The following is a 21,439-nucleotide window of genomic DNA, read 5'->3' as shown; positions in this document are numbered from 1 at the left end:
GGGCGCTACCGCCCGAATGAATGCCTGATTGCTATTCGCCTCGAGCCGGCTCGGCCGACTCGGTGGTCGCATCCGCCAGGATCGAGTCGGCGCGGAACATGGCCTTGATGCCGCGCAGGGCCTGCCGCGTGCGCTGCTCGTTCTCGATCAGGCTGAAGCGCACGAAGTCGTCGCCGTAGTTGCCGAAGCCAACGCCCGGCGAGACCGCGACCTTGGCATCACGCAACAGCTTCTTGGCGAACTCGAGCGACCCCATCTCGCGATAGGGCTCCGGGATCGGCGCCCAGACGAACATGGTCGCCTTCGGCTTCTCCACATGCCAGCCGAGCTTGCCGAGTCCCTCGCACAGCACGTCGCGGCGAGAACGATAAAGCTCGCGAATCTCGTCGACGCAGTCCTGGGGGCCCTCCAGCGCGGCGATCGCAGCGACCTGGATCGGCGTGAAGGTGCCGTAATCCAGATAGGACTTGATACGCGCCAGGGCGGCCACCAGCGTCGGGTTGCCGCACATGAAACCGACGCGCCAGCCCGGCATGTTGTAGGTCTTGGACAGGGTATAGAACTCGACCGCGATATCCTTCGCACCCGGCACTTCCAGTATCGACGGAGCCTTGTAGCCATCGAAGCTGATCTCGGCATAGGCGAGATCGTGCACGATCCAGATGCCATGCTCCTTGCAGATCGCGACGACCCGCTCGAAGAAGTCCCGGTCCACACATTGCGTGGTCGGGTTGGCCGGGAAGTTCAGGATCAGCATCTTCGGCCTGGGCCAGGAATCCTGAATCGCCCGCTCCAGCTCGGCGAAGAAATCGACGTCCGGCGTCAGCGGCACATGACGGACGTCCGCCCCGGCGATCACGCAACCATAGGGATGGATCGGATAGGCGGGATTCGGAACCAGCACCGCGTCCCCGGGCCCCAGGGTGGCAAGCGCCAGATGCGCGAGACCTTCCTTGGAACCGATGGTCACGATCGCCTCGGTCTCCGGGTCCAGGTCCACATCGAACTCGCTCTTGTACCAGCGCGTGATCGCCCTGCGCAGCCGCGGAATGCCCTTGGACACCGAATAGCGATGCGTATCGCCGCGCTGGGCGGCCTCGCAGAGCTTGTCGACGATGTGGCGCGGGGTCGGCTGATCCGGATTGCCCATGCCGAAGTCGATAATGTCCTCGCCGCGGGCACGCGCCTCGGCCTTCAACTGATTCACGATGTTGAAGACGTAGGGCGGGAGGCGCTCGATACGGGGAAAGACGTCGGTCACAGGTCAGGTCCTGGTTGGGCCAAGCGAGCCGGCAGCAGGTCGGGGGAGACGCCGCGGAATCCCCTTGAATACCGCACCGGAAAGCGCGCCAAAGTATAACCCGGGCCCGCCTCTGTCAACGAATCGGGCACCAAACTGGCCACCCTGCAACTGCCTGATCTTGAGCCTGCCTCGCGCCCGGAGTAGCGTGTAGCGCATGCTGTTTTCAGAAGTCACCAGCGAAGAGTCCTACATTGTGACCGGATACGAGTCGGGCGCCGTGGGAATCAATCAGGTCGGGTACACCCGCAGCCTGATCGTACGGCCGAATGCGCTGCAGCAGGACTGGCCGGTCGATACCATCGATGCGCTGGCGGTCGAACACCTGCAATCCGTGATCGATCATCCCCCGGAGGTCCTGCTGATTGGTACCGGCGAGGTACAACGCTTTCCGGACCGGGCCGTATGGCGCCATTTGCGCAGCGAAGGATTCGGCGTGGAGATCATGGATACCGCGGCTGCCTGCCGGACCTACAACCTGATCATGGCCGAGGGTCGCGAGGTGGCGGCCGCCTTGATCATCGACGGCGGCGACTGAATCCGGCCTCAGGGCGCATCGCCATCAGGAATTGGGCAGCACTTCGTCGCCCTTCATCCCGCGCGATTCAAGCAAACGCCGCAAGCGCTTCAGGGCATCCATCTGAATCTGGCGCACCCGCTCCCGTGTCACGCCGATCTCGGCCCCCACCTGCTCCAGGGTCGAGCGCTCGAATCCATGCAATCCGAACCGTCGCACCAGCACCTCGCGCTGCTTGTAATCCAGTTCACCCAGCCACTCGTCCACCAGGTGCTGAATGTCCTGATCCTCCAGCAGCGACGAGGGCTCCTGTGCATTCACGTCCGCCAGGATATCCGTGAGGGAACGCTCGCCGTCCGGGCCGGGCGGCAGGTCCATGGAGGTTGAGGGCTCGGACATTGCCCGCAGCTTCTGGATCTCGGCCACGGGCTTGCCCAAACGCTGGGCCAGCTCTTCCTCGGTGGGATCGCGACCCAGCTCCTGGGTCAGGTTGCGGGCGATCCGCGCATGCATGCGCAACTCCTTGCTGACATGCACCGGGATGCGAATCGTGCGCCCCTGGTTCATCAGGGCCCGCTCGATCGTCTGGCGGATCCACCAGGTCGCGTAGGTGGAGAAACGAAAGCCGCGTTCGGGGTCGAATTTCTCCACGGCGTGCATCAGGCCCAGATTGCCTTCCTCGATCAGATCCAGCAGCGGTAGACCGCGATTCAGGTAACGCCGCGCGATCTTCACCACCAGCCGAAGGTTGCACTCGATCATGCGTCGGCGCCCGGATTCATCGCCATCGCGGGCCAGGCGCGCATACTTGCGCTCTTCTTCGGGGGTCAGCAGCGGCCGGTATTCAATGTCACGCAGGTAGATCTGGATGGCGTCGAGCTCGGCCGGGCGGGCATCACGCAGTGTTCGGGGACGTACCGGGACATCCTGTTCCGGGGACAGCTCCTTCTCGTCTTCCGGGGCCGGGGCATCGACTTCCTCGGGACTCTCTTCAGTCGCCAGAGGGTCGCCGGTCGCGCCGAGGTGTTCGGCAGGATGCTCCTCACCCGACAGGCCGGTTCCCTCATCCATCAGGTGTTCGTCGTCCAGTTCCGAATCGACCGGCTTCCGGGATTTAGCCATGGATGCCCTGTACTCCCTTTTCTGTCTAGCGATCCGGCAGGTATCGGGTCGGATCCACGGGTGTTCCGTCTACCCGTATCTCGAAGTGCAGCATTGGGCGCTCCGCGCCCGATGAACCCAGACGCGCGATCGTCTCGCCAGCCTCGACCTGATCCCCTTCGGAGACCAGGAGCTCGTCGTTATGGCCATAGGCGCTCAGAAAGCGCGCGTCGTGTTTCAGGATGATCAGTCGACCATACCCCACGAGGCCGCCACCTGCATAGACCACCTCGCCGGACCGCGTGGCTCGCACCTCGTCGCCACGCTCCCCACCAATCGCGAGCCCGCGTCGCGTTCCGCTGCTGGAGAAACCGCGCAGGACGTCACCATCCGCCGGCCACCGCCATCCACCCGGATCGTCTGGCGGGGGATCCGAGCGCGCGGCTTCCCGGGAGCCACCGCTATCATTGTCACTGCGGCTTGCGGTCGTGGGCTCCTGGCGTTGCTGACGCGGGGCCTGTGGCGGTGACGAGCGCGCCGCCCCGCGCAGGCGCAGTTCCTGCCCGGGGTAGATGATGTAGGGGGCGCTGATCGCGTTGCGCTGGGCCACTTCGCGCCAGTCCAGACCGTAGCGCTGGGCAATGCGGTATAGGGTTTCTTCGCGTTGAACCGTGTGGGTCGCAGGCACCGGACCACTGGCGCGCGATGCCTCGCTGGTACCGCTGGGGGCCCGCGTGGCACAACCGCTGATCAACGCCACGACCAGTCCGGCGAGGGCCGCCAGCATGAGCGTTTGCAGGAATCGCCGACTCAAGCCGTCATTCCATCAGCAACACGATCACCATCGCACCCAGCAGTACGACCACACCCGCCCAGCCAATACGCTCCATATAGGGCCGCAGGTGCTGCTCGGCTCGAGGCCCCGCCCAGGCCATCACGAGTGCCACCAGGAAGAACCGCAACCCCCTCCCGATCAGCGATGCAATCACGAATGGGATCAGGGCCATCGACAGGGCCCCGGCGGTCACCGTGAACAGCTTGTACGGGATCGGCGAGAATCCGGCGATCAGCACCACCCACACGCCCCACACCGCAAACCAGGCCTCGGCCTGCGCGAGCTCGGCCCCGTCTCCCCAGCGTTCCAGCCATGGTCCAATCCATTCGAACGCGGCCCACCCGATCAGATAACCCAGCAAGCCGCCCAGTACGGAGAAGATCGTCGTCAGGGCGGCGAGGCGCCAGGCCGCCCGTGGCCGCGCGGCCGCCATCGGCGCCAGCATGACATCCGGCGGCACCGGAAAAAAGGAGGATTCGGCAAACGACAGCGTCGCCAGGTAGCGCGGGGCATGGCGGTGGCGAGACCACTGCATGACCCGATCATACAACGGTTCAAACAGCTTCATGCCGATCCCCGGAGGCTGAAGACATCACGGCTGAGCACCCGTGCACCTCACTGCTCGGCCCCGGGCAACATGGGAACGAACATGACCGCATCGAGGATATCGCGCACATAGGCCTCTTCGGTACGCGTATAGCGCACCAGTTGCTGGCGCCCGTCCGGCCCCTCCACCGGTGCTACGAGGCGGCCATTGAGGGCCAACTGTGTCAGTAGGGTCTCCGGAACGTTGTGCGGTGCGGCGGTCAGGATAATGCCATCGAACGGCGCGCGCTCGGGCCAGCCTTCCGCCCCGTCGCCATGCCGCAGGTTCACGTTGTTGATCCCCAGGCGGCTTAACAGCTCCCGCGCATTCCGGCTGAGCGCCTGGATGCGTTCGACGGAGTAGACGCGGTCCACAAGCTTGGCGAGAACGGCCGCCTGGTAGCCGGACCCGGTGCCAATCTCCAGCACCGTGCTCACAGGACCGCCCTCCAGCAAGGCCTCGGTCATGCGCGCAACAATAAACGGCTGCGAGATGGTCTGACGATGCCCGATCGGCAGCGCGATATTCTCGTAAGCCCGATGGCTCAGCGCCTCCTCGACAAACAAGTGGCGGGGGACATCGCGAACAGCCTCGAGCACCCGGCGATCACGGATGCCCTGACCTTCCAGCAAGCGGATCAGTCGTTCTCTTGCTCGGCCCGACGTCAAACCGGCCCCGCGCGCATCAGGAACCATGGTGGCTCCCGGGCGTTGCATCCTCCAGCCAGCGGCCCACCGTATCGATGGCGTCGTAACGCGTTAAGTCCACCTGAATAGGAGTCACCGAGACATAGCCCTCTCGCACCGCATGAAAATCCGTACCCGGCCCGGCGTCCTGTTCCGAACCCGCCGGCCCCACCCAGTAGATCGGCCGTCCACGCGGATCGGCGTCCGCGATCATCGGCTCGGCTCGGTGCCGATTGCCCAACCGTGTCGCCTGCACGCCGCGAATCTGTTCGCGCGGCAGATCGGGGACATTGACGTTCAGGATCGTGGCCGCCGGCAACGGTACGCGATGAATCCGGTCCAGCAGATCCAGCACGATACGGCCGGCCGCGTCATAGTGCGTGAGGTCCGTACCTACCAGCGAGACCGCAATAGCCGGCAGGCCCAGGAACCGCCCTTCCATCGCAGCCGCGACGGTACCCGAATACAGCACATCGTCGCCCATATTGGCGCCGGAGTTGATTCCGGAGATCACCACATCCGGCTCCCACTCACCCAGCAGGCCGGTCAATGCGAGATGCACACAGTCCGTTGGCGTCCCGTCCACCTGAATCCCGTCATGCCCCACTTCCCGTGCCCGCACCGGACGCACCAGCGTCAGGCTGTTGGACGCACCACTGCGGTCACGATCCGGCGCCACAACGCGCACCTCCGCGACTTCACGCAGACATTTGGCCAGACACTGGATGCCGGGCGCATGGATACCATCGTCGTTGCTTACCAGAATGCGCATGCGGATTGGGGTCGCTGGGGAGTGGCCTAATATACTGGATTCCGAACACCGAGCGCGGTCACGAACCTCACCGTTTGCCTGAGGTTCTTCTCCGTCCACGCCACGGAAAACGCGAGTATCCTGCCATGAACTCTGGTGATGATCCCAACGATATGCCCAATGACGCGGACGAATTCCTGCGTGCGATTGGCGATGTGCGACGCCTGCACCATGACCAGGCCGACACCGGCAAGCCGCGCCCCCCTGCCCGCGCGCACCAGCGCGACCGCGACGAGGCCGCTGCGCATTCCGACTGGCTCAGCGATCCCATCGGCGCCTCCGACCTCCAGCCGGGTGACGAACTGCGTTATGCCCGCGACGGGATCAGCCACCGCATCTTTCGCAAACTGCGTCATGGCCATTACCGCGTGGAAGACGAACTCGACATGCACGGGATGTTCGCGGACGAGGCACGACAGGCGATCGGGCAGTTCCTCGATCAGGCCCGCGCGCATGGGCGTCTTTGCGTCCGTGTGGTGCATGGCAAGGGCATGCGCTCGCGGCAAAAAGGGCCGGTACTCAAGGGGCTCACCGATCACTGGCTGCGCCAGCGTCACGACGTACTGGCGTTTTGCTCCGCGCCTCCCGCAGACGGCGGCACCGGAGCCGTATATGTCCTTCTGAAGCGCCCGAACGCGCAGCGCTGAGACGCGCGCCACCACGCGCACCAACTATACTTAAGTCACATATTCCCATTCGCTGATTATTGGGCTTAGACTGATTCCAGGCTGGGGATTCAGCGTGGGACTGGTTCACGTTTTTCCTATACCAATCCTTGCAATCTTCAGTAATCCGTACCATGCTCTGTACAAGTCTTGTACAGTTCTACGGGACGCAACGGACACTGCATTGGGAGGTCCTGTTCATGAAGAATTGGAAGCTAGCTCCGATCGCCCTTGGCTTGGCCGCGTTCGTTAGCACTAGCGGGCACGCCCTTGGCGACGATCACGCAAAAGAAATGACCGACGCAGAACTGCAAGAACGCATCGCTGAAACACGTGCGGCGATCGAACAGTTCGCAAGTACCCTCCAGGGGGAACTGGTCGCCGCCATGGAAGAAGGCGGACCGACCCAGGCCATTGAGGTCTGCAACCAGCGGGCACCCGAAATCGCGGACGAGATTGCGGCGGACACCGGCTGGGAAGTGGGTCGTACGAGCCTGAAGATCCGCAACCCGGACAACAGTCCGGATGAATGGGAACGCATCCAGCTGGAGCATTTCCAGTCCCAGCATGCCGACGGCACCCCCGCCAACGAGCTTGCGCCGCGCCACGAGGTGGTCGAGGGCGACGATGGCGCCCGGTTCCGCTTCATGGCGGCGATTCCGACCGGCGGCGCCTGCCTGGCCTGCCACGGCTCGGACATCAGCAGCGACGTCAAGCACGCCCTGGAGCGCCTGTACCCCGACGACCAGGCCACTGGCTTCAGCGAGGGTGACGTGCGTGGCGCATTCTCGATTACACAAGAGATGTAAGCGCCAAAGGGTCACCGTGAGGCCGCCTTCGGGCGGCCTTTTTTATGCGTAACGTCCGACAATCGCCCGCGTGTGCGGCCATTCGTGCTATTTTCGAGACGCAGCCTCAACCCAAAGCGGGCATCACCCTCCGACGACCTCGTCCGCTCACCAGAACACGAATCAGACCGAACTATGACGCGAACGATTGATGCCGAACTCCTGGCCCTCGCGGTAGACGCCTCCAACGACGGCGTCGTGATCGCTGAGCGCGAAGGCGACGACAACATCCTGATCTACGTCAATCGCGCCTTTGAAGAGCTAACCGGCTATCGCTCGGAAGAGATCCTCTATCGGGATTGCCGGTTCCTCCAGGGCGACGATACCGACCAGGAAGCACGTACCGAGATTCGCGCCGCGATTCAGGAAAACCGGCCTTGCCGGGTCACGCTGCGCAACTACCGCAAGGACGGCTCCCTGTTCTGGAACGAGCTTTCGCTCACGCCCGTGTTCAATGACGAAGACCATCTGACCTACTATATCGGCATCCAGAAAGACATTACCGCGCGCATCGAGGCCGAGCAGCGGGCCGAGAAAGCCGAGCAGAAACTACAGGACACCAAGGCTCGTTCCGCCTGAGTGCGCAGCCCTGAGCGACGGACCAAACACTAGTCAGTGTTTCCGTAAGCCGTATCCTTGTTCGGTACGCTGTCCATGACGGCATCGAGAATGCTGGTCGCGTACTCCCCGGGGCCGAGGGCGATCTCCAGACGCAGGTCACCCCCCAGCCATTCCCAATCAAGTGACGCGGGAAGTAGCCGCAGCGCCCGGCGGGCCGGTTTCATACCCTGAGCCTCCAAGCCCGATGCCAGGGTCTCGAATTGGCGAGCGCACTCCGCCTCCCGACGGCGCACCTCGCCCGTCGTCAACGGGTCGCCGCGGCCCCATAGGGGGCCTGTCGGGTGGATGACACCCTCGGACAGACGCTGCTCGATATCGACCGTCACCTCGGGAACCGGAAAGACGCTGCCCGACCCCTGAAACGTCGCCACGTCGCCGGGCAGAAACCGTGCCCAGGTATCGTCGGCTACCCGTTCTGCCAGCGCGACATTGAAGATTCCGGAGCGCGCCGCAGAGAGCAGCAGGCTGCGCTGATTACGACCCCGTGGCGCCCTCCCCCCGCTTAGCCATTGCTCGGCCTGTTCCAGGTTGCGGCGGCCGAACCGTTGCTGACCGAAGTAATTCGGGACCCCCTGCTCCCCGATACGCCGAAGGATCTGCTCCGCCATATCGCGATCGCCTGCAACGCCCCTCAGCCAGACGACAAAACGGTTCCCCGCGAGGTGTCCGGTGCGCAGCTTGCGCGAATGCCGCTCGGCCCGCAGCACTCGGGCCTCGCCCTCGGCGTCCTTGCCCAGGCGTTCCATCAAGGTCGCTGGAGTTTGCCAATCCGGTTCGGCAGTGGCCGTGCACTGCACGCTGAACCACTGCCGCGTAACGGCCTGCCGGTCCTTGCGCCCGGCATAGCTCACCTGGCCGCGCGGTACCCCGCAAGCCCGCGCCAGCGCGACAGCGACATCCTCGGTGTTGAGCAACCGCTTTTCGATCTCCAGCCACAGGTGCTCGCCGTTGCCTTCGGGCTCGGTCGCAGGAAGCTCGAACACGCAGAAATCCTCCGGGTCCTCTTTCATGCGCCCGGTAATCGGTGGCGACCACGGATATGCCGGCGTCATGGACCCGCCTCTCGCGGCTTGGGCGGCGCGGCAACGTTATCCCGCAGGTAAACCGGCTGCGCCTGTTCGGGCGGAATCGCCCCGCCTCGCTCCCAGGCATCCACGGCCAGCACGGCGACCTCGCGCGCCCGCGGCAGTGCATCCGAATAGAGCCGCTCCTCGCTCAGGCCGCTGCGTTCGACCAATTCAGGATAGGCAGCGAATCCGGAACCGATGCCCCGATCCGGTGCTCCGCGCCAGGCGGGCAACACCTGACCGGGTACCGAAACCTGCTCCGGCGCTGCCTGCGCACGCCCTTCGACGACCGGATTCAGACTCCAGTACACCTCGCCCATACGGGCGTCGAGAGCCGCGAGGATCTCAACCGGTGGAGTGTCGGGTTGCTCGCTGACCAGTTGCTGCGCCAGCGCCTGCAGGGTCGATATCGGGACCACCGGGCAATTCAGGGCAAAGGCCATCCCCTGTGCCACACCCAGCCCCAGCCGGACCCCCGTGAACGCTCCGGGGCCACGGCCGACGGCAACGGCATCCAGGGACGAGCGGGCGATCTCCGCCCGGGCCAGTAGCTCTTCCACCTGCCGGAGAATCAGTTCGCCATGCTGGCGTGGGGCGCGGACCTCGATACTGTCCAGCGCCCCATCCACCCACAACGCGGTGGAACACATCTCGGTGCAGGTCTCGATCGCGATCAGTCGCATCCGACACGCTCCCGGGCCGTCGCAAGAAACTGCAGGGCCGCGATCGGGTCCCGCGTCCGATAAAACGGCGGAAGGCTGGCCAGGAACCGGCGTCCATAAGGCTTTCCGGTCAAGCGGGGATCACAGATCGCGAGGATGCCGGCATCATCCGCATCACGAATCAGGCGTCCAGCCCCCTGCTTCAGGGCCAGCACCGCCTGCGGCAGGCTGAACTCCATAAACGGCGAGCGTCCTTCGGCCTCCAGGGCCTGCGCGCGGGCCTGCAGCACGGGGTCATTCGGCGCCGCAAACGGCAGCCGATCGATAATCACCACCGACAGCGCCTCGCCGCGGATGTCCACGCCCTCCCAGAAACTGTGGGCCCCCAGCAACCAGGCGTTCCCGCTCTCGCGAAACCGTGCCAGCAGGTCGTTGCGGGGCTGCTCGCCCTGTACCAGCAGCTCGCGGTCCGGCAGCTCGGCCCGTAGCAGTGCCGCTGCCTCCTGCAGGGCACGATGGCTGGTAAACAGAAAAAACCCGCCGCCCGGGTTGTCGCGCAGCAGGGGCCAGGCCCAGGCGACACAGGCGCGCGTGTAGTCGGGGCTGTTCGGGTTGGGCAGCGGTGGCTGCGGATGCACCAGACAAGCCTGCCGGGCGAAGTCGAAGGGACTCTCGAGGCGTTGCTGGGCGACGTCCACGGGCAGGCCCAGACGGCGCGAGGCGTGGGTGAAATCCTCTCCAACCGCCAGTGTGGCCGAGGTAAAGACCCATGCGGCGGGGCGCGCGGCCCGCCGTTGCGCCAGCGGGCGCGCGGCATCCAGCGGCGTCCTGTGCAGGATCAGGCTCTGCGCGAAGCGCTCAACCCAGGCCACGGTATCCGGCGTGTCCTCCCGCCAGCCCTGCAGGCGTTCCCGCATCAGGAGTACACGCCCCTGCACCTGCTCGAGCCCGGGCCCGCGTTCGGTGGCCGGCGCCAGCGCATCGCTCAACGCGCGCAGGGCCTCGTCCAGTTCCTCAAGCGATGGATCCACCTGGCCCTTCTCGTTCACCACGTCCCAGGCGGCGCGCGGTTCCATGCCCTGTGTCGCCTCGAGCAGCTTCTTCACTACGGTCTCAAGTTCGACCGCAGCCTCGCGGATCATGACCATCTCCGGGGCGGCCTGCTCCTGCTCCCGGCGCACATCGCGCGCCAGGTCGCGTAACGCACGGCTCCCGACGGAAACGCCAAAGAACGCCCCGGCAATCTCCGGCAGCTGATGGGCCTCGTCGACGATCACGGCATCCACCTCCGGCAGAAGCTCGCCGAAGCCCTCTTCCTTCAGCGCCATATCGGCCAGCAGGAGATGGTGGTTCACGACTACGATATCGGCATCCTGCGCGCGTTTGCGCGCCTGCACCACGAAGCAGTCGTTGTACTGCGGACACTCGCCGCCCAGGCAGTTGTCGACCGTGGACGTTACCTGTGGCCAGAGGGGCGAGTCTTCGGCCAGAATGCCGGCCTGGCCCAGATCGCCGGTGGGATGGGTGCGCGCGAACTGCCGCAGTGCCTCGATCACGGGCATGCGCTCGCGCTGGGCGCTCCGTTGCGTCTGCCCTCCGGCCTCGGCGGCCGCGAGTTCCAGGCGGTAATGGCACAGGTAGTTGGCGCGGCCCTTAAGCAGTGCGGTGCGCGGGCGATAGCCCAGCGCCTCGCATACGGTCGGCAGATCCCGCTCGAAGAGCTGATCCTGCAACGTCTTGGTCCCCGTCGAGATCAGGGCCTTGCGGCGTGCCTGCAGGGCCGGCACCAGATACGCAAAGGTCTTGCCCACCCCCGTGGCGGCCTCGACCAGCAAGGCGGTGGGGGCCTGCCCCAGGGCCGACTCCACGGCCACTGCCATGCGTTGCTGCGGCTCGCGTGGACGAAACCCATGCAGGGCCTCAGCCAGATCGCCCCCGGGGCTCAGCGCGCGCACCGCCGCCGAACCGGTTGGGGTCGGCGCGGGTGATTCGGCGGACTCAGACAACGCCGGTTTCCAGCCTCTGAATGGCCTCCTGGGCCTCCCGGGCGCCTTCTTCGTCACCCATCGCCTCGCGCGCGGCCTTGATCACTCGCCAGTTTCCCAAAGCAAGCGAGCGATCCCGTTCGCCGCCCAGTTGCAGCGAGCGCCCCGCGAGACGGTCCGCCTGCGGGTAATTGCCCTGCTCCAGCCGGATGCGGGCCATCTGATGCCACAACGAGGCATCGCGCGGCGCAATCCGCAGCGCACGTTCCAGCTGCTGAGCAGCGCGCTCGAGGTTCCCTTCGCTGCGCGAGCCTTCTGCCTGCTCGGCCAGGGCTAACGCGGCCGAAGGCGTAGCTTCCGGCTCCGCAGCCGGTTCAGGCTCGCGCGACTCCTCGTGCGGAATCGCCTCCGGCTCTGGGATCTCGGCCCCTGGCGGCTGCTCGGGCGCCGGGCCCCGTGTCTCCGGCACCGCACAGGCAGCCAGAAACAGGACGACCAGCAGCGCGGTGACCGGGCGAGGTCGAAGCAGCAGGCGCAAGCGTATGGAGTTGTTTGGGATCATTAGCGGAACAATCTCTCAAAAAAGCCCCGCTCATCCGGGGTACGGCCCGTGTCGCAGTCGGCACGGCTCTCGGGGATGGAATTCTGCCAGAACGGGAGCGTTTTCACCGCCTCGCAGGCATGATCGTCCTGCTCGACGCGGAGGCCGGACTTCAGGTCAATCTCCTGATAGGCAATCTCGGGATGACGGCCTAGCTGCAGCGACTGTGCGCCAAGACCGGCCATCACATCGGCCCAGATGGGAGCCGCAGCCACACCTCCGGTCAGGCCGGTCGCCTCGTTGTCGTCCATCCCCAGCCAGACGACCGTGACGTGGCGATCATCGAACCCGGCGAACCAGCTATCGCGGAAGTTGTTCGTGGTGCCGGTCTTGCCGGCCACGACACGCCCCGGGAGGCGCTGGCTGATCTGCCGCCCGGTCCCCTCGGTGGTCACATCATGCAGGGCGTGAGTCAGCAGGCTGACCGCGCCATCGGGTACGGCACCGCGCAGTTCCAGCCCGTAGTGGGACAGAACCTCGTCCTCCAGGTCGAGGACATCGCGAATGGCACGGGTGCCGGTCGCATAGCCGCCATTGGCGAGCGCCTGGTAAAGCCCGGCCACCTCCAGTGGCGACAACTCGATCGCCCCAAGGGCCAGCGAGGGCAACGGGGCCGGGGTGCGCTGCAAACCGAGCGTCTGCAATACGTCGATCAGCTGCGAAATACCGATCTCTTGTGCCAGCTGGACCGTGGCGACGTTGTACGACTGGACCAGCGCCTCCCAGGCCGTTACGTCGCCGCGGTGTTCGCGGTCGAAATTGCGCGGCGTCCAGGGCTCGCCATGCGGCAGCTGGATGGTCATTGGGCTGTCATCGAGCAGGCTCGCCAGCGTATAGCGCCCAGGTTGCGTGAGCGCCGCCAGGTAGACGAAGGGCTTGAGCACCGACCCGACCTGCCGCTGCGCCTCGACCGCCCGGTTATAGCCGGGATACTGCGGATTGCGATCCCCCACCACCGCAAGGACCTCTCCCGCCTGCGGGTCGGTCACGACGGCCGCCGCCTGTAGCCGCTCCAGGTTGGACCCGCGCTGCTCAATCACCCGATCCACCCCCGCCTTCAGGCGCTCCTCCAGCGTGAGCTGCACGACCGGGTCCATGGTGGTGAATATGCGCAGACCCTCGCTGCGCAGGTCCTCGTCCGCGTAGTCGGCGCGCAACTCGCGACGCACCATGTCGAGGAACGCCGGGAATCGGCTGCGGCCCTGCGGCACCACGGGAGACACATCGAGTTCGGTATCCAGTGCGGCCTCTATCTGGTCGGCATCGGCCAACCCGGTCTCCAGCATCGCGCGCAACACCTGATCACGGCGCGCCTTGGCACGCTGGGGGTGACGACGCGGATCGTAGTAGCTCGCACCGCGGGCGAGTCCCACCAGCAGCGCCAGCTGGTCCAGGCGCAGCTCGTTCAGGGGCCGCTGGTAGTAGAACTGAGAGGCCTGGCCGAATCCGTGGATCGCGCGCTCGCCCGACTGACCCAGGTAGACCTCGTTGATATAGGCCTCGAGGATTTCCCGCTTGGAGTAGCGCCGCTCCAGCAACAAGGCCATGACCGCCTCGTTCGCCTTGCGCGCCAGCGTCTGGTCCCGTGTCAGGTAGAAGTTTTTGACCAGCTGCTGCGTCAGCGTACTGCCACCCTGCACCGTCCGCCCCGCGCGCAGGTTCGCCATGGCCGCCCGGGCAATACCCGCCGGGTCTACCCCGCGGTGCGACATGAAGCGACGATCCTCGATCGCAAGCAGCGCGCCGATCAGCTCCCGCGGCACCTCGTCTATGGCCACGAGGATGCGATCCTGGCCATGGGTCGGGTAGATGCTCCCGATCAGCAAGGGCTCGACCCGCATCAGATCGACGCGCTCACCGTTCCCTTGCTTCTGGACGGACTGCACCCTTCCATCCGAAAAATCCACTCGCACCGAATGGGCCGGCTCCGGACCGTCGCCAAAGGTGAACGGGCGCGTGGTAAACGACACCCGGTTGCCGTCCACGCGATACTCGCCCGGGCCGCTTCCCTGTGCACTACTGCGGTAGTTCAGTGTCTCCAGTTCGGTTTCCAGCGCCTGGGGCGTAAGTGCCCGGCCCTCGTACAGCTCCAGCGGTCGCGCGTAGACGCGCGCCGGCAAGGCCCAGCGCTGGCCCTCGAAGCGCTCGCGAATCTCCTGATCGAGCGAGACGACATAGATCGCCCCAACCCCGATACCGGCCAGCGCCAGACCGGCGAACAGCCACACCCCGGCACCAAAGAAATGGCGCAGGCCTCCGGATCGGGCACCTCGGCGGGAACGGGTCATACGTTTTCGGGGCATGAGGGCTTCTGGAAACGGCACAAGGAACGGGATTGGCCCCAATGTTAACCTGAGCCGGAGTATCGGACATGCCGCGAATGCCGCGTTTCCGGGAACGAATCGGCACAAAACCCGTCCACCCGATCGCGATCTGCCAATCCCACGGAGGCGTGATGAGCGCGCTGGAACAACACCAACAACAACTGCAGGCCCTGATTACGACGCTGGGATTCCCGGAGCCAACTCCCCGGCACGACCAGGTGCAGCGCATCGAGACCCACATCTCGACCGTCATTCTCGCCGGCGACTATGCCTACAAGTTCAAGAAGCCGCTGGCACTGGGGTTCCTGGACTTCTCCACGCTGGAGGCACGCCAGCACTTCTGCGAGACCGAGCTCGAGGTGAACCGTCGCCTCGCCCCGCAGATCTATCTCGATGTGGTGACCCTGAACGGAGACGCCACGGCTCCACACATCAATGGCGAAGGCCCGATCCTGGACTACGCGGTGTGCATGCGTCGATTCGATCGCCGCAAGCAACTGGACAACCTGCTGGAACAGGGCCGGTTGCCGACCGAGGCCATGGAGGCCCTTGGCCACTATATTGCCGCCTTTCACGAATACACGGAGCGGGCCGGCGCCGACTCGCCCCACGGCACCCCGGAAGCGGCGACCCAGCCCATGCTGGACAACTTCCCGGCCCTGGGCGAGGCGATCCATGGCGAGGCCGACCGGGCGCGGCTGACCGCCCTGGAGCGCTGGACCCGGAACGAAATCGAACGCCTTGGCCCGCTTCTCGAATTGCGCCACCGCGAGGGCTTCATCCGCCATGGGCATGGCGACCTGCACCTGGGCAACATTGTGTACGTCGACGATCCGGAAAACGGCGAGACCCTGGCGGCGTTTGATGCGATCGAGTTCGACCCCGAGCTGCGCTGGATCGACGTGATCTCCGAGATCGCGTTCACCACCATGGACCTGCTGTCGCGCAAGGCCCGCGCACACGCCTGGCGCCTGCTGAACGCCTATCTCGACGGTCGCGACGACATCGCGGGGCTCCGTCTGCTGCCCCTCTACCAGGTCTATCGTGCCTTGATCCGCGCCAAGGTGCAGGGCATCCACGCGCAGGAGTCGCACCTCCCCTCGGACGAACAGGCAGCGCACCGCGCCGAAATGGGGCGCTACCTCGCGCTCGCGGAACGCCTGACCGAGCCGTCTGCGCCACGCCTGGTGCTGATGCACGGCGTATCGGGCAGCGGCAAGACCGTGATCAGCACGCAGATCGTCGAGGCCCTCGGGGCGCTGCGGCTGCGCTCCGATATCGAGCGCAAGCGCATGGGCGACGCAGTCTCCTACAGCGAAGAGTCCCGCGGGCAAATCTACGACCACCTGCGCACCCGCGCGGACACCCTGCTGGCGCTGGGGCACACCGTGATCGTTGACGCGACTTTCCTGACCCGCGCCCAGCGGGCACCCTTCCAGAAGCTCGCCACCCGCCACCAGGCGGGGTTTGCGGTCGTGGCCTGCCACGCCAGCGACCAAGTCCTGCAGGAACGCCTCGAGCAACGTTCGGCGGCCGGCAACGATGCCTCCGATGCCGATTACCAAGTGATGCAGCAACAGCGCCCGCAACAGGAATGGCCAACCGGAGCGGAGGGTGTCGTGGAGGTTGCCCCGGAACAGCCGCTGGATACCGATGCCCTGGCACGCCAGCTTCTGCAACCGGTTTCCGCCTAGGTCGACGCGTACGTGCCACAATATAGCCTGACTCAACCCCTGCGAATGCCTATGCACCGTTCTCTCACCCTGATCTCGACCACCTGCCTGCTTGCTCTGGCGACCGCCGTGCCAGCGCAGGCCGATGCGCTGCTGCATTACATCGACGACGAAGGGCTCGAGAGCCAGATTCTCGTGCGCGATCACATGATCCGCATGGAACTGAACGAGGCCATCAGCGGGACCTCCGGGTACATGCTGTTCGATGCGCGCAACGACCAGCTCACCGTCGTGGATGACGAGGAGCAGACCTATCTGCCACTGACGCGCGAGGTGATGGACGAACAGATCCAGGCAATGACCGACATGGTCAGCGACCTCCGCCGCCAGATGGAACAGCTCCCACCCGACGTTCGCGACCAGCTCAAACAGCAGTTGGGGATCGGCCCCGAGGGGTTCGAGGCCGAGATCAGCACCCGCGAGACCGATGAGCAACGCGAGATCGGGGAATTTGTCTGCAGCGAAATCGAAGTGCTGATCGACGATCGTCCGCAAAGCACGGTCTGCGTCGCCGACGCCCAGTCTCTGGGCCTGGAGACATCCGATTTTCAGACCCTCGGGGCCTTGATGGATCGCCTGTACGAGTTGTCACTGCGAGCCCTTGAGGCCGGAGGTCCCATGGCCTCCCAGATGGGGGCCTCGCTCCTCCCCCGCGTGGAAGGCATTCCCCTGGAAGTGCGCGAACACGATGGCGTCACGACCCGACTGGCAGGGCTGTCGACGGACCCCCTGAGCGAGGCCTTGTTCCAGGTACCGGAAAGCTATGAAGAAACCGAGATGTTCTAGGGAAACATGGATGAATGGACACCCTCGCGCTCGAGTCACTTTTGCGTGCGAACAAGGCGCGGTGACTGCCGTGCAGTCATTCTGCACAAGGGAGCCGCAACGCCGTTCCCGCGCAAAAGCGGCCGAGCCCCTTCGGGGTTGGCACCCCAGGTTCCCCGATCCTGCATTGGTAGAACCACTACCGGCTGCGCGCCGCGCCTTGTCTCGGAAAACCTGGGGTGCCAACGCGAGGGTGTCCATTCATCCGTGTTTCCCCAGCACTCCGGGGCCCGCGCCCTCCCCGGCCTACGGGTCCCAATCCGGCATGCCATACTCCCACAGGGCTCTCCCCTTACTAGGGGCTGCGCTCATACTGGCCGGGTGTGCGGGCAGTCCCGAGCCGCGCGGGCCTGCACCGGAACCTCTCAAGGTCGACCCGGAACCCCAGGTGGTCGAAGGCCCGATGAGCTATGCCCCCGAAGCTGAGCTGAAGCGCTCCGAAGTCGTACTGGCGGCGCTCGGACACCTCGACACGCCATATCGCTATGGCGGCACCGACGCCAATGGGCTCGACTGCTCCGCCCTGGTCCAGCGCGCCTACCGCGAGGCCGGTCAAGATGTCCCGCGGACCACGGGCGAACAGGCCGCCGCCGCGGTCCAGCGCGATGGTGACCCAAGCCCCGGAGACGTCGTGTTCTTCGCCATCAACGGGAATCAAATTGACCACGTCGGGGTCTATGTCGGTGAAGGCCGATTTGTCCACGCGCCAAGCTCCCGCGGGCAGGTCCGCATCGAGGAACTCGACAATCCCTACTGGGCCCCGCGCACCCGATTCGCGGGCCATTTTTTCGACTAATGGGCCTCGGGCCCCTGGAACCTACTACGAGGAAGGAACCATGAAGGCATTCCCTCATTTGTCCCAACTGCTGCGTCGTTCGGCGCTCGCCCTGACCCTGGGCGCCGGCCTGGCACTGGGTGCCACTGCCAGCGCGTACGAAACCGTCATGGAAACCGACGAACGCGTGATCTTCAAGATCGAAGGCGAGTTCGATCACTACTTTGAAATGGTCGAGGAGGCCATTGCCTCCGAAGGCCTGGTGATCAACAACGTCGGCTACATCGCCGACATGCTGGACCGCACTGCTGGCCAGGAGAGTGGAGAGGGCATCTATCTCAATGGCAAGTCCGTGGACTTCTGTAGCGCCAGCTATTCGCGCGCCACGATGGAGGCCGACCCGCACAACATGGTGTTCTGCCCTTACATCATCACGGTGTACGAGCTAACCGATGAACCGGGCGTGGTGTACATGGGCTATACCCCTGTCCCCGAGGTTGGAGAAAAAGACTCCAAGAAGAGCCTTCGAGACGTCAATGAACTGGTGGAGCGCATCATCAAGGAAGCGCTGTCGTTCTGACCACGCCCTGAACCAAAAAAGCCCGGCAGCCTGCGAGGCCAGCCGGGCTTTTTTGTGCCCCTATTTTCAGCCCATACCCGCTAAGGTGTCTGATCTTCCTCGGCGCCTTCCTTCTTCACAGGGAGCAGTACCTGCCGGTCCACGCCCAGCAGCAATGCCGCGGTAGCGGCAATAAAGATCGACGAATAGGTACCCACAATCACCCCGATGATCAGGGCGATCGAGAAGTTCTGCAGCGCAGCCCCGCCCAGGAACGCCAGCGCGAACAACACCAGCAGGGTTGTCGTACTGGTGATGATGGTGCGCGCCAGGGTCTTGTTCACCGCGATGTTCATGACCTCTTCGGTGCCCTTCTTGCGCAATATCCGGAAATTCTCGCGTATTCGGTCGTACACCACGATCGTGTCATTCAATGAGTACCCGATCACCGCAAGCACCGCCGCCAGGACCCCCAAGTCAAACTCGAGCTGCAGCAGCGAGAAGATACCGAGCGTGATTACCACATCGTGGATCAACGCGAGCACCGATCCAATCGAGAACCGCCACTCGAAGCGCACCGCGACGTAAATCAGGATCCCGGCCAGGGCATAGATCATCGCCAGCCCCCCCTGCTCGCGCAGTTCCTCGCCCACGGCGGGCCCCACGAATTCCACACGCCGCAGATCCGGGTCATCCGGACCACCATCCTGCAAGGCGTTGAGCACCCGGTTCGAAAGCGTGGCCGGGTCGTCGTCGTCCTCGCTCGGGGGCAGACGGATCAGGACATCGCGCGAGGTACCAAAGGTCTGCACCTGGGCCCCGGCGAAGCCGCCTTCGGCCAGCGTCTCGCGGATCGGATCGAGCTCGACCGCCTCGGGATAGCCGACCTCGACCAGCGTGCCACCGGTAAAGTCGATGCCGAAGTTCAGCCCGCGCGTGGCCAGAAGCGCCACGGAAATCAGGATCAGGATCAGGGAGACCGTGATCGTGATCTTGCGTTTCCCGAGAAAATCGAGATTCGATTCGGCGAAATTCAAATGCGGAAGCATGTCGTTCTCCGCCTCAGATAGCCAGACGGTTCAGCCGACGCTGCCGCCCGTAGGTGAGGTTGACGATGGCGCGGGTCACGATGATCGCCGTGAACATCGAGGCGATGATCCCGATCGACAGCGTGATCGCGAATCCCTTGATCGGGCCGGTGCCGAACAGGAACAGTACGAGCGCCGCGATCAGCGTGGTCACGTTGGCATCCGCAATCGTAGTGAACGCGCGGTCATAGCCCGAGGCGATCGCGGCCTGTGGTGACAGTCCGTTCCGCAACTCCTCGCGTATTCGCTCGAAAATCAGAACGTTGGCGTCCACCGCCATACCCACGGTCAGCACGATACCCGCGATGCCCGGCAAGGTGAGTGTCGCCTGCAGCATCGACAACACCGAGACAATGAAGATCAGATTCAACGCAAGCGCAACGTTCGCGATGACTCCGAACACCCGGTAGTACAACACCATGAAGATCATCACGGCGATGAAGCCGATGACCACCGACTGCATACCGCGATCGATGTTTTCCTGACCCAGGCTCGGGCCCACCGTACGTTCTTCCACGATCGACATCGGTGCGGCGAGCGCGCCGGCGCGCAGCAGCAGCGCCAGATTGCGAGCCTCGCGGCTGCTGTCGAGGCCGGAGATCTGGAAGCGACGCCCCAGGGGCTCGTTGATGCGCGCGACGTTGATGACCTCTTCGCTACGGGAGGTACGCATCACCTGCTCGCCGTCTTCCTCTACCGTCTCGGTCGAGGTCTCGATGAACACGGTCGCCATCAGCCGGCCGACGTTGTCCGACGTCACGCGCGAGAAGATCCGCGCGCCCTGGCCGTCCAGATTGATGAACACCGCCGGACCGCCCGTATCCTGGGCAATGCCCGAGGAGGCATCCGTGATGTAGTCCCCCGTCAGCATGACCTGGCGCTGCAGCAGCACCGGTGTCCCGTCGCGTTCGTAATAAAGCCGTGTACCCGAGGGTGCACGCCCGGTTTCGTCGGCCTCCTGAGCATCGCCACTCTCGGACACGAGGCGGAATTCCAGCGTCGCGGTCGCGCCCAGGACCTCCTTCGCCCGTGCCGTGTCCTGCACGCCCGGGAGCTGCACTACGATCCGGTTCTCGCCCTGCTGGGCGATGATCGGCTCCGCCACGCCCAGCTCGTCGACCCGAGAGCGCAGCGTGGAGATGTTTTGCTGCAGCGCCTGACGGCGCAGTTCAGTCAGATGGTCGTCATCCAGTGTGGCTACCAGTCGGCTGGTGTCACCGGACCCACGCGATTCCCAGACCAGTTCCTCGCGATACTGGCGCTGCAGCCAGCCCTCGGCCGCTTCGCGATCCGCCTCGTTCTCGAACATCACGGTCAGATCGCGGGAGCCGCGTTCCACGGTGTCGAACGAAATACGTTCTTCACGCAGGCGCCCGCGCAACTCATTCGAGTAGCGTTCCATCGCGGTGCCAATCACGGCGTCCAGGTCCACTTCCATCAGAAAGTGAACCCCCCCACGCAGGTCGAGGCCGAGGGCCATGGGCTGGCCATTGATGGCTCGCAACCACCGCGGGGTGGCCGGGGCCATGTTCAGGGCTACGGTGTGATTGTCATCCAGCGCGTTGCGCAATATCTCCGCCGCGGTGGACTGCTCGTCCGTGGTCTCGAAGCGCAGCAGGATCTGGCCGTCGTCCTGCTCTTCGACCGTATGCGGCGTGACGCCCTGGGCACCCAGGATGGTGCCCATCAGCTCACGGATGTTCTGATCAATCTCGCCGGTGGTCGGATTCCCGATCTGGACCGACGGGTCCTCCGGGAACAGGTTGGGCGCGGCATACAGCCCCGCACCCAGGATGACGACGACAATCAGGGCGTACAGCCACGCCGGATAGGAATTGCGCATATTCGAA

At 64.9% G+C, this 21,439-nt stretch carries 21 protein-coding genes; 8 read left to right on the top strand and 13 right to left on the bottom strand.

The window, feature by feature from the left end; translation table 11 throughout:
* Positions 1 to 31 precede the first annotated feature (31 nt).
* Positions 32 to 1,261 carry an alanine transaminase gene (alaC, locus tag F813_RS0111185; protein ID WP_012982679.1) on the bottom strand — a complete coding sequence of 410 codons (1,230 nt, stop codon included), beginning with the start codon at positions 1,259 to 1,261 and terminating at the stop codon, positions 32 to 34.
* Positions 1,262 to 1,457: 196 nt separating this feature from the next.
* On the opposite strand from alaC, the gene F813_RS0111180 reads away from it, so the two are divergent.
* On the top strand, positions 1,458 to 1,838 hold the full coding sequence (locus tag F813_RS0111180) for an Mth938-like domain-containing protein (protein ID WP_017926638.1): 381 nt from the start codon (positions 1,458 to 1,460) through the stop codon (positions 1,836 to 1,838).
* Positions 1,839 to 1,862: 24 nt separating this feature from the next.
* Here F813_RS0111180 and rpoS read toward each other — a convergent pair whose 3' ends face one another.
* The 5 genes from rpoS to surE are packed head-to-tail and all read right to left on the bottom strand — an operon-like array spanning position 1,863 to position 5,797.
* Complete coding sequence (gene rpoS / locus F813_RS0111175) at positions 1,863 to 2,939, bottom strand: RNA polymerase sigma factor RpoS (RefSeq protein ID WP_017926637.1); 1,077 nt, start codon at positions 2,937 to 2,939, stop codon at positions 1,863 to 1,865.
* A 25-nt stretch (positions 2,940 to 2,964) separates the two neighbouring features.
* The gene (locus F813_RS0111170) at positions 2,965 to 3,705 is read right to left on the bottom strand and encodes a peptidoglycan DD-metalloendopeptidase family protein (RefSeq protein WP_017926636.1); all 741 of its coding nucleotides are present in this window, start codon (positions 3,703 to 3,705) and stop codon (positions 2,965 to 2,967) included.
* 31 nt (positions 3,706 to 3,736) lie between these two features.
* Entirely contained in the window at positions 3,737 to 4,321 is a 585-nt protein-coding gene (locus F813_RS0111165; RefSeq protein WP_017926635.1) for a YqaA family protein, read from the bottom strand.
* 47 nt (positions 4,322 to 4,368) lie between these two features.
* The gene (locus tag F813_RS0111160) at positions 4,369 to 5,034 is read right to left on the bottom strand and encodes a protein-L-isoaspartate(D-aspartate) O-methyltransferase (protein ID WP_026148260.1); all 666 of its coding nucleotides are present in this window, start codon (positions 5,032 to 5,034) and stop codon (positions 4,369 to 4,371) included.
* Positions 5,024 to 5,797 (bottom strand): 5'/3'-nucleotidase SurE, encoded by a 774-nt coding sequence (surE, locus tag F813_RS0111155; RefSeq protein ID WP_017926633.1) that lies wholly within the window; start codon positions 5,795 to 5,797, stop codon positions 5,024 to 5,026. Before surE ends, F813_RS0111160 begins: the two co-directional genes overlap by 11 nt.
* 125 nt (positions 5,798 to 5,922) lie before the next feature.
* Between surE and F813_RS0111150 the strand changes: the two genes are divergently transcribed.
* From F813_RS0111150 to F813_RS0111140, 3 genes are all read left to right on the top strand, one after another.
* On the top strand, positions 5,923 to 6,483 hold the full coding sequence (locus tag F813_RS0111150; protein WP_017926632.1) for a Smr/MutS family protein: 561 nt from the start codon (positions 5,923 to 5,925) through the stop codon (positions 6,481 to 6,483).
* Between the two features lie 218 nt (positions 6,484 to 6,701).
* Positions 6,702 to 7,310: a DUF3365 domain-containing protein gene (locus tag F813_RS0111145; protein ID WP_038060242.1), complete on the top strand. Its 609-nt coding sequence runs from the start codon at positions 6,702 to 6,704 to the stop codon at positions 7,308 to 7,310.
* A gap of 174 nt (positions 7,311 to 7,484) precedes the next feature.
* Positions 7,485 to 7,928, top strand: coding sequence for a PAS sensor domain-containing protein (locus F813_RS0111140; RefSeq protein ID WP_017926630.1), 444 nt, complete (start codon positions 7,485 to 7,487; stop codon positions 7,926 to 7,928).
* A gap of 29 nt (positions 7,929 to 7,957) precedes the next feature.
* On the opposite strand, the gene truD is transcribed toward F813_RS0111140, so the two are convergent.
* The 5 genes from truD to mrcB are packed head-to-tail and all read right to left on the bottom strand — an operon-like array spanning position 7,958 to position 14,588.
* Complete coding sequence (gene truD / locus F813_RS0111135) at positions 7,958 to 9,022, bottom strand: tRNA pseudouridine(13) synthase TruD (protein ID WP_081601314.1); 1,065 nt, start codon at positions 9,020 to 9,022, stop codon at positions 7,958 to 7,960.
* A complete protein-coding gene (gene tsaB / locus F813_RS0111130) occupies positions 9,019 to 9,720 on the bottom strand; it encodes a tRNA (adenosine(37)-N6)-threonylcarbamoyltransferase complex dimerization subunit type 1 TsaB (protein WP_017926628.1) in 702 nt (233 codons plus the stop codon). The genes truD and tsaB overlap by 4 nt, the downstream gene beginning before the upstream one ends.
* Positions 9,711 to 11,654, bottom strand: a complete 1,944-nt coding sequence (locus tag F813_RS0111125) for an ATP-dependent DNA helicase (protein WP_026148259.1) — start codon at positions 11,652 to 11,654, stop codon at positions 9,711 to 9,713. Before F813_RS0111125 ends, tsaB begins: the two co-directional genes overlap by 10 nt.
* Before the next feature lie 43 nt (positions 11,655 to 11,697).
* Entirely contained in the window at positions 11,698 to 12,246 is a 549-nt protein-coding gene (locus F813_RS0111120; RefSeq protein WP_017926627.1) for a tetratricopeptide repeat protein, read from the bottom strand.
* Complete coding sequence (gene mrcB / locus F813_RS0111115; RefSeq protein ID WP_012982693.1) at positions 12,246 to 14,588, bottom strand: penicillin-binding protein 1B; 2,343 nt, start codon at positions 14,586 to 14,588, stop codon at positions 12,246 to 12,248. The genes F813_RS0111120 and mrcB overlap by 1 nt, the downstream gene beginning before the upstream one ends.
* A 152-nt stretch (positions 14,589 to 14,740) precedes the next feature.
* On the opposite strand from mrcB, the gene F813_RS0111110 reads away from it, so the two are divergent.
* The 4 genes from F813_RS0111110 to F813_RS0111095 all read left to right on the top strand — a co-directional run bounded on the left by F813_RS0111110 (position 14,741) and on the right by F813_RS0111095 (position 18,522).
* Entirely contained in the window at positions 14,741 to 16,303 is a 1,563-nt protein-coding gene (locus tag F813_RS0111110) for a bifunctional aminoglycoside phosphotransferase/ATP-binding protein (protein ID WP_012982694.1), read from the top strand.
* 51 nt (positions 16,304 to 16,354) lie between these two features.
* Entirely contained in the window at positions 16,355 to 17,128 is a 774-nt protein-coding gene (locus tag F813_RS0111105; RefSeq protein WP_017926625.1) for a hypothetical protein, read from the top strand.
* A 304-nt stretch (positions 17,129 to 17,432) separates the two neighbouring features.
* A complete protein-coding gene (locus tag F813_RS0111100) occupies positions 17,433 to 17,963 on the top strand; it encodes a C40 family peptidase (protein WP_231289557.1) in 531 nt (176 codons plus the stop codon).
* 40 nt (positions 17,964 to 18,003) lie between these two features.
* A complete protein-coding gene (locus F813_RS0111095; RefSeq protein ID WP_012982697.1) occupies positions 18,004 to 18,522 on the top strand; it encodes a DUF302 domain-containing protein in 519 nt (172 codons plus the stop codon).
* A gap of 80 nt (positions 18,523 to 18,602) precedes the next feature.
* Here the strand turns inward: F813_RS0111095 and secF are convergent, their stop codons facing one another.
* Both secF and secD read right to left on the bottom strand, forming a co-directional pair.
* A complete protein-coding gene (gene secF, locus F813_RS0111090; RefSeq protein WP_017926623.1) occupies positions 18,603 to 19,550 on the bottom strand; it encodes a protein translocase subunit SecF in 948 nt (315 codons plus the stop codon).
* Positions 19,551 to 19,563: 13 nt separating this feature from the next.
* Positions 19,564 to 21,432, bottom strand: coding sequence for a protein translocase subunit SecD (gene secD, locus F813_RS0111085; RefSeq protein WP_017926622.1), 1,869 nt, complete (start codon positions 21,430 to 21,432; stop codon positions 19,564 to 19,566).
* Positions 21,433 to 21,439: the final 7 nt, after the last annotated feature.

The sequence above is a fragment of the Thioalkalivibrio sp. HL-Eb18 genome (genome assembly GCF_000364985.1).
GTDB lineage: Bacteria > Pseudomonadota > Gammaproteobacteria > Ectothiorhodospirales > Ectothiorhodospiraceae > Thioalkalivibrio.
The sequence above is the reverse complement of the archived record's forward strand: the minus strand, read 5'-3'. Positions and strand labels throughout refer to the sequence as shown.

Bases quoted from the DNA above. Each gene is read 5' to 3' on its own strand.
- surE (WP_017926633.1), bottom strand. From the start codon at position 5,797: ATGCGCATTCTGGTAAGCAACGACGATGGTATCCATGCGCCCGGCATC.
- F813_RS0111160 (WP_026148260.1), bottom strand. From the start codon at position 5,034: ATGGTTCCTGATGCGCGCGGGGCCGGTTTGACGTCGGGCCGAGCAAGA.
- rpoS (WP_017926637.1), bottom strand. From the start codon at position 2,939: ATGGCTAAATCCCGGAAGCCGGTCGATTCGGAACTGGACGACGAACAC.
- mrcB (WP_012982693.1), bottom strand. From the start codon at position 14,588: ATGCCCCGAAAACGTATGACCCGTTCCCGCCGAGGTGCCCGATCCGGA.
- F813_RS0111095 (WP_012982697.1), top strand. From the start codon at position 18,004: ATGAAGGCATTCCCTCATTTGTCCCAACTGCTGCGTCGTTCGGCGCTC.
- truD (WP_081601314.1), bottom strand. From the start codon at position 9,022: ATGACGCCGGCATATCCGTGGTCGCCACCGATTACCGGGCGCATGAAA.
- secD (WP_017926622.1), bottom strand. From the start codon at position 21,432: ATGCGCAATTCCTATCCGGCGTGGCTGTACGCCCTGATTGTCGTCGTC.
- F813_RS0111100 (WP_231289557.1), top strand. From the start codon at position 17,433: ATGCCATACTCCCACAGGGCTCTCCCCTTACTAGGGGCTGCGCTCATA.
- F813_RS0111170 (WP_017926636.1), bottom strand. From the start codon at position 3,705: ATGCTGGCGGCCCTCGCCGGACTGGTCGTGGCGTTGATCAGCGGTTGT.
- tsaB (WP_017926628.1), bottom strand. From the start codon at position 9,720: ATGCGACTGATCGCGATCGAGACCTGCACCGAGATGTGTTCCACCGCG.
- secF (WP_017926623.1), bottom strand. From the start codon at position 19,550: ATGCTTCCGCATTTGAATTTCGCCGAATCGAATCTCGATTTTCTCGGG.
- F813_RS0111105 (WP_017926625.1), top strand. From the start codon at position 16,355: ATGCACCGTTCTCTCACCCTGATCTCGACCACCTGCCTGCTTGCTCTG.
- F813_RS0111150 (WP_017926632.1), top strand. From the start codon at position 5,923: ATGAACTCTGGTGATGATCCCAACGATATGCCCAATGACGCGGACGAA.
- F813_RS0111145 (WP_038060242.1), top strand. From the start codon at position 6,702: ATGAAGAATTGGAAGCTAGCTCCGATCGCCCTTGGCTTGGCCGCGTTC.
- F813_RS0111140 (WP_017926630.1), top strand. From the start codon at position 7,485: ATGACGCGAACGATTGATGCCGAACTCCTGGCCCTCGCGGTAGACGCC.
- F813_RS0111180 (WP_017926638.1), top strand. From the start codon at position 1,458: ATGCTGTTTTCAGAAGTCACCAGCGAAGAGTCCTACATTGTGACCGGA.
- F813_RS0111120 (WP_017926627.1), bottom strand. From the start codon at position 12,246: ATGATCCCAAACAACTCCATACGCTTGCGCCTGCTGCTTCGACCTCGC.
- F813_RS0111165 (WP_017926635.1), bottom strand. From the start codon at position 4,321: ATGAAGCTGTTTGAACCGTTGTATGATCGGGTCATGCAGTGGTCTCGC.
- F813_RS0111110 (WP_012982694.1), top strand. From the start codon at position 14,741: ATGAGCGCGCTGGAACAACACCAACAACAACTGCAGGCCCTGATTACG.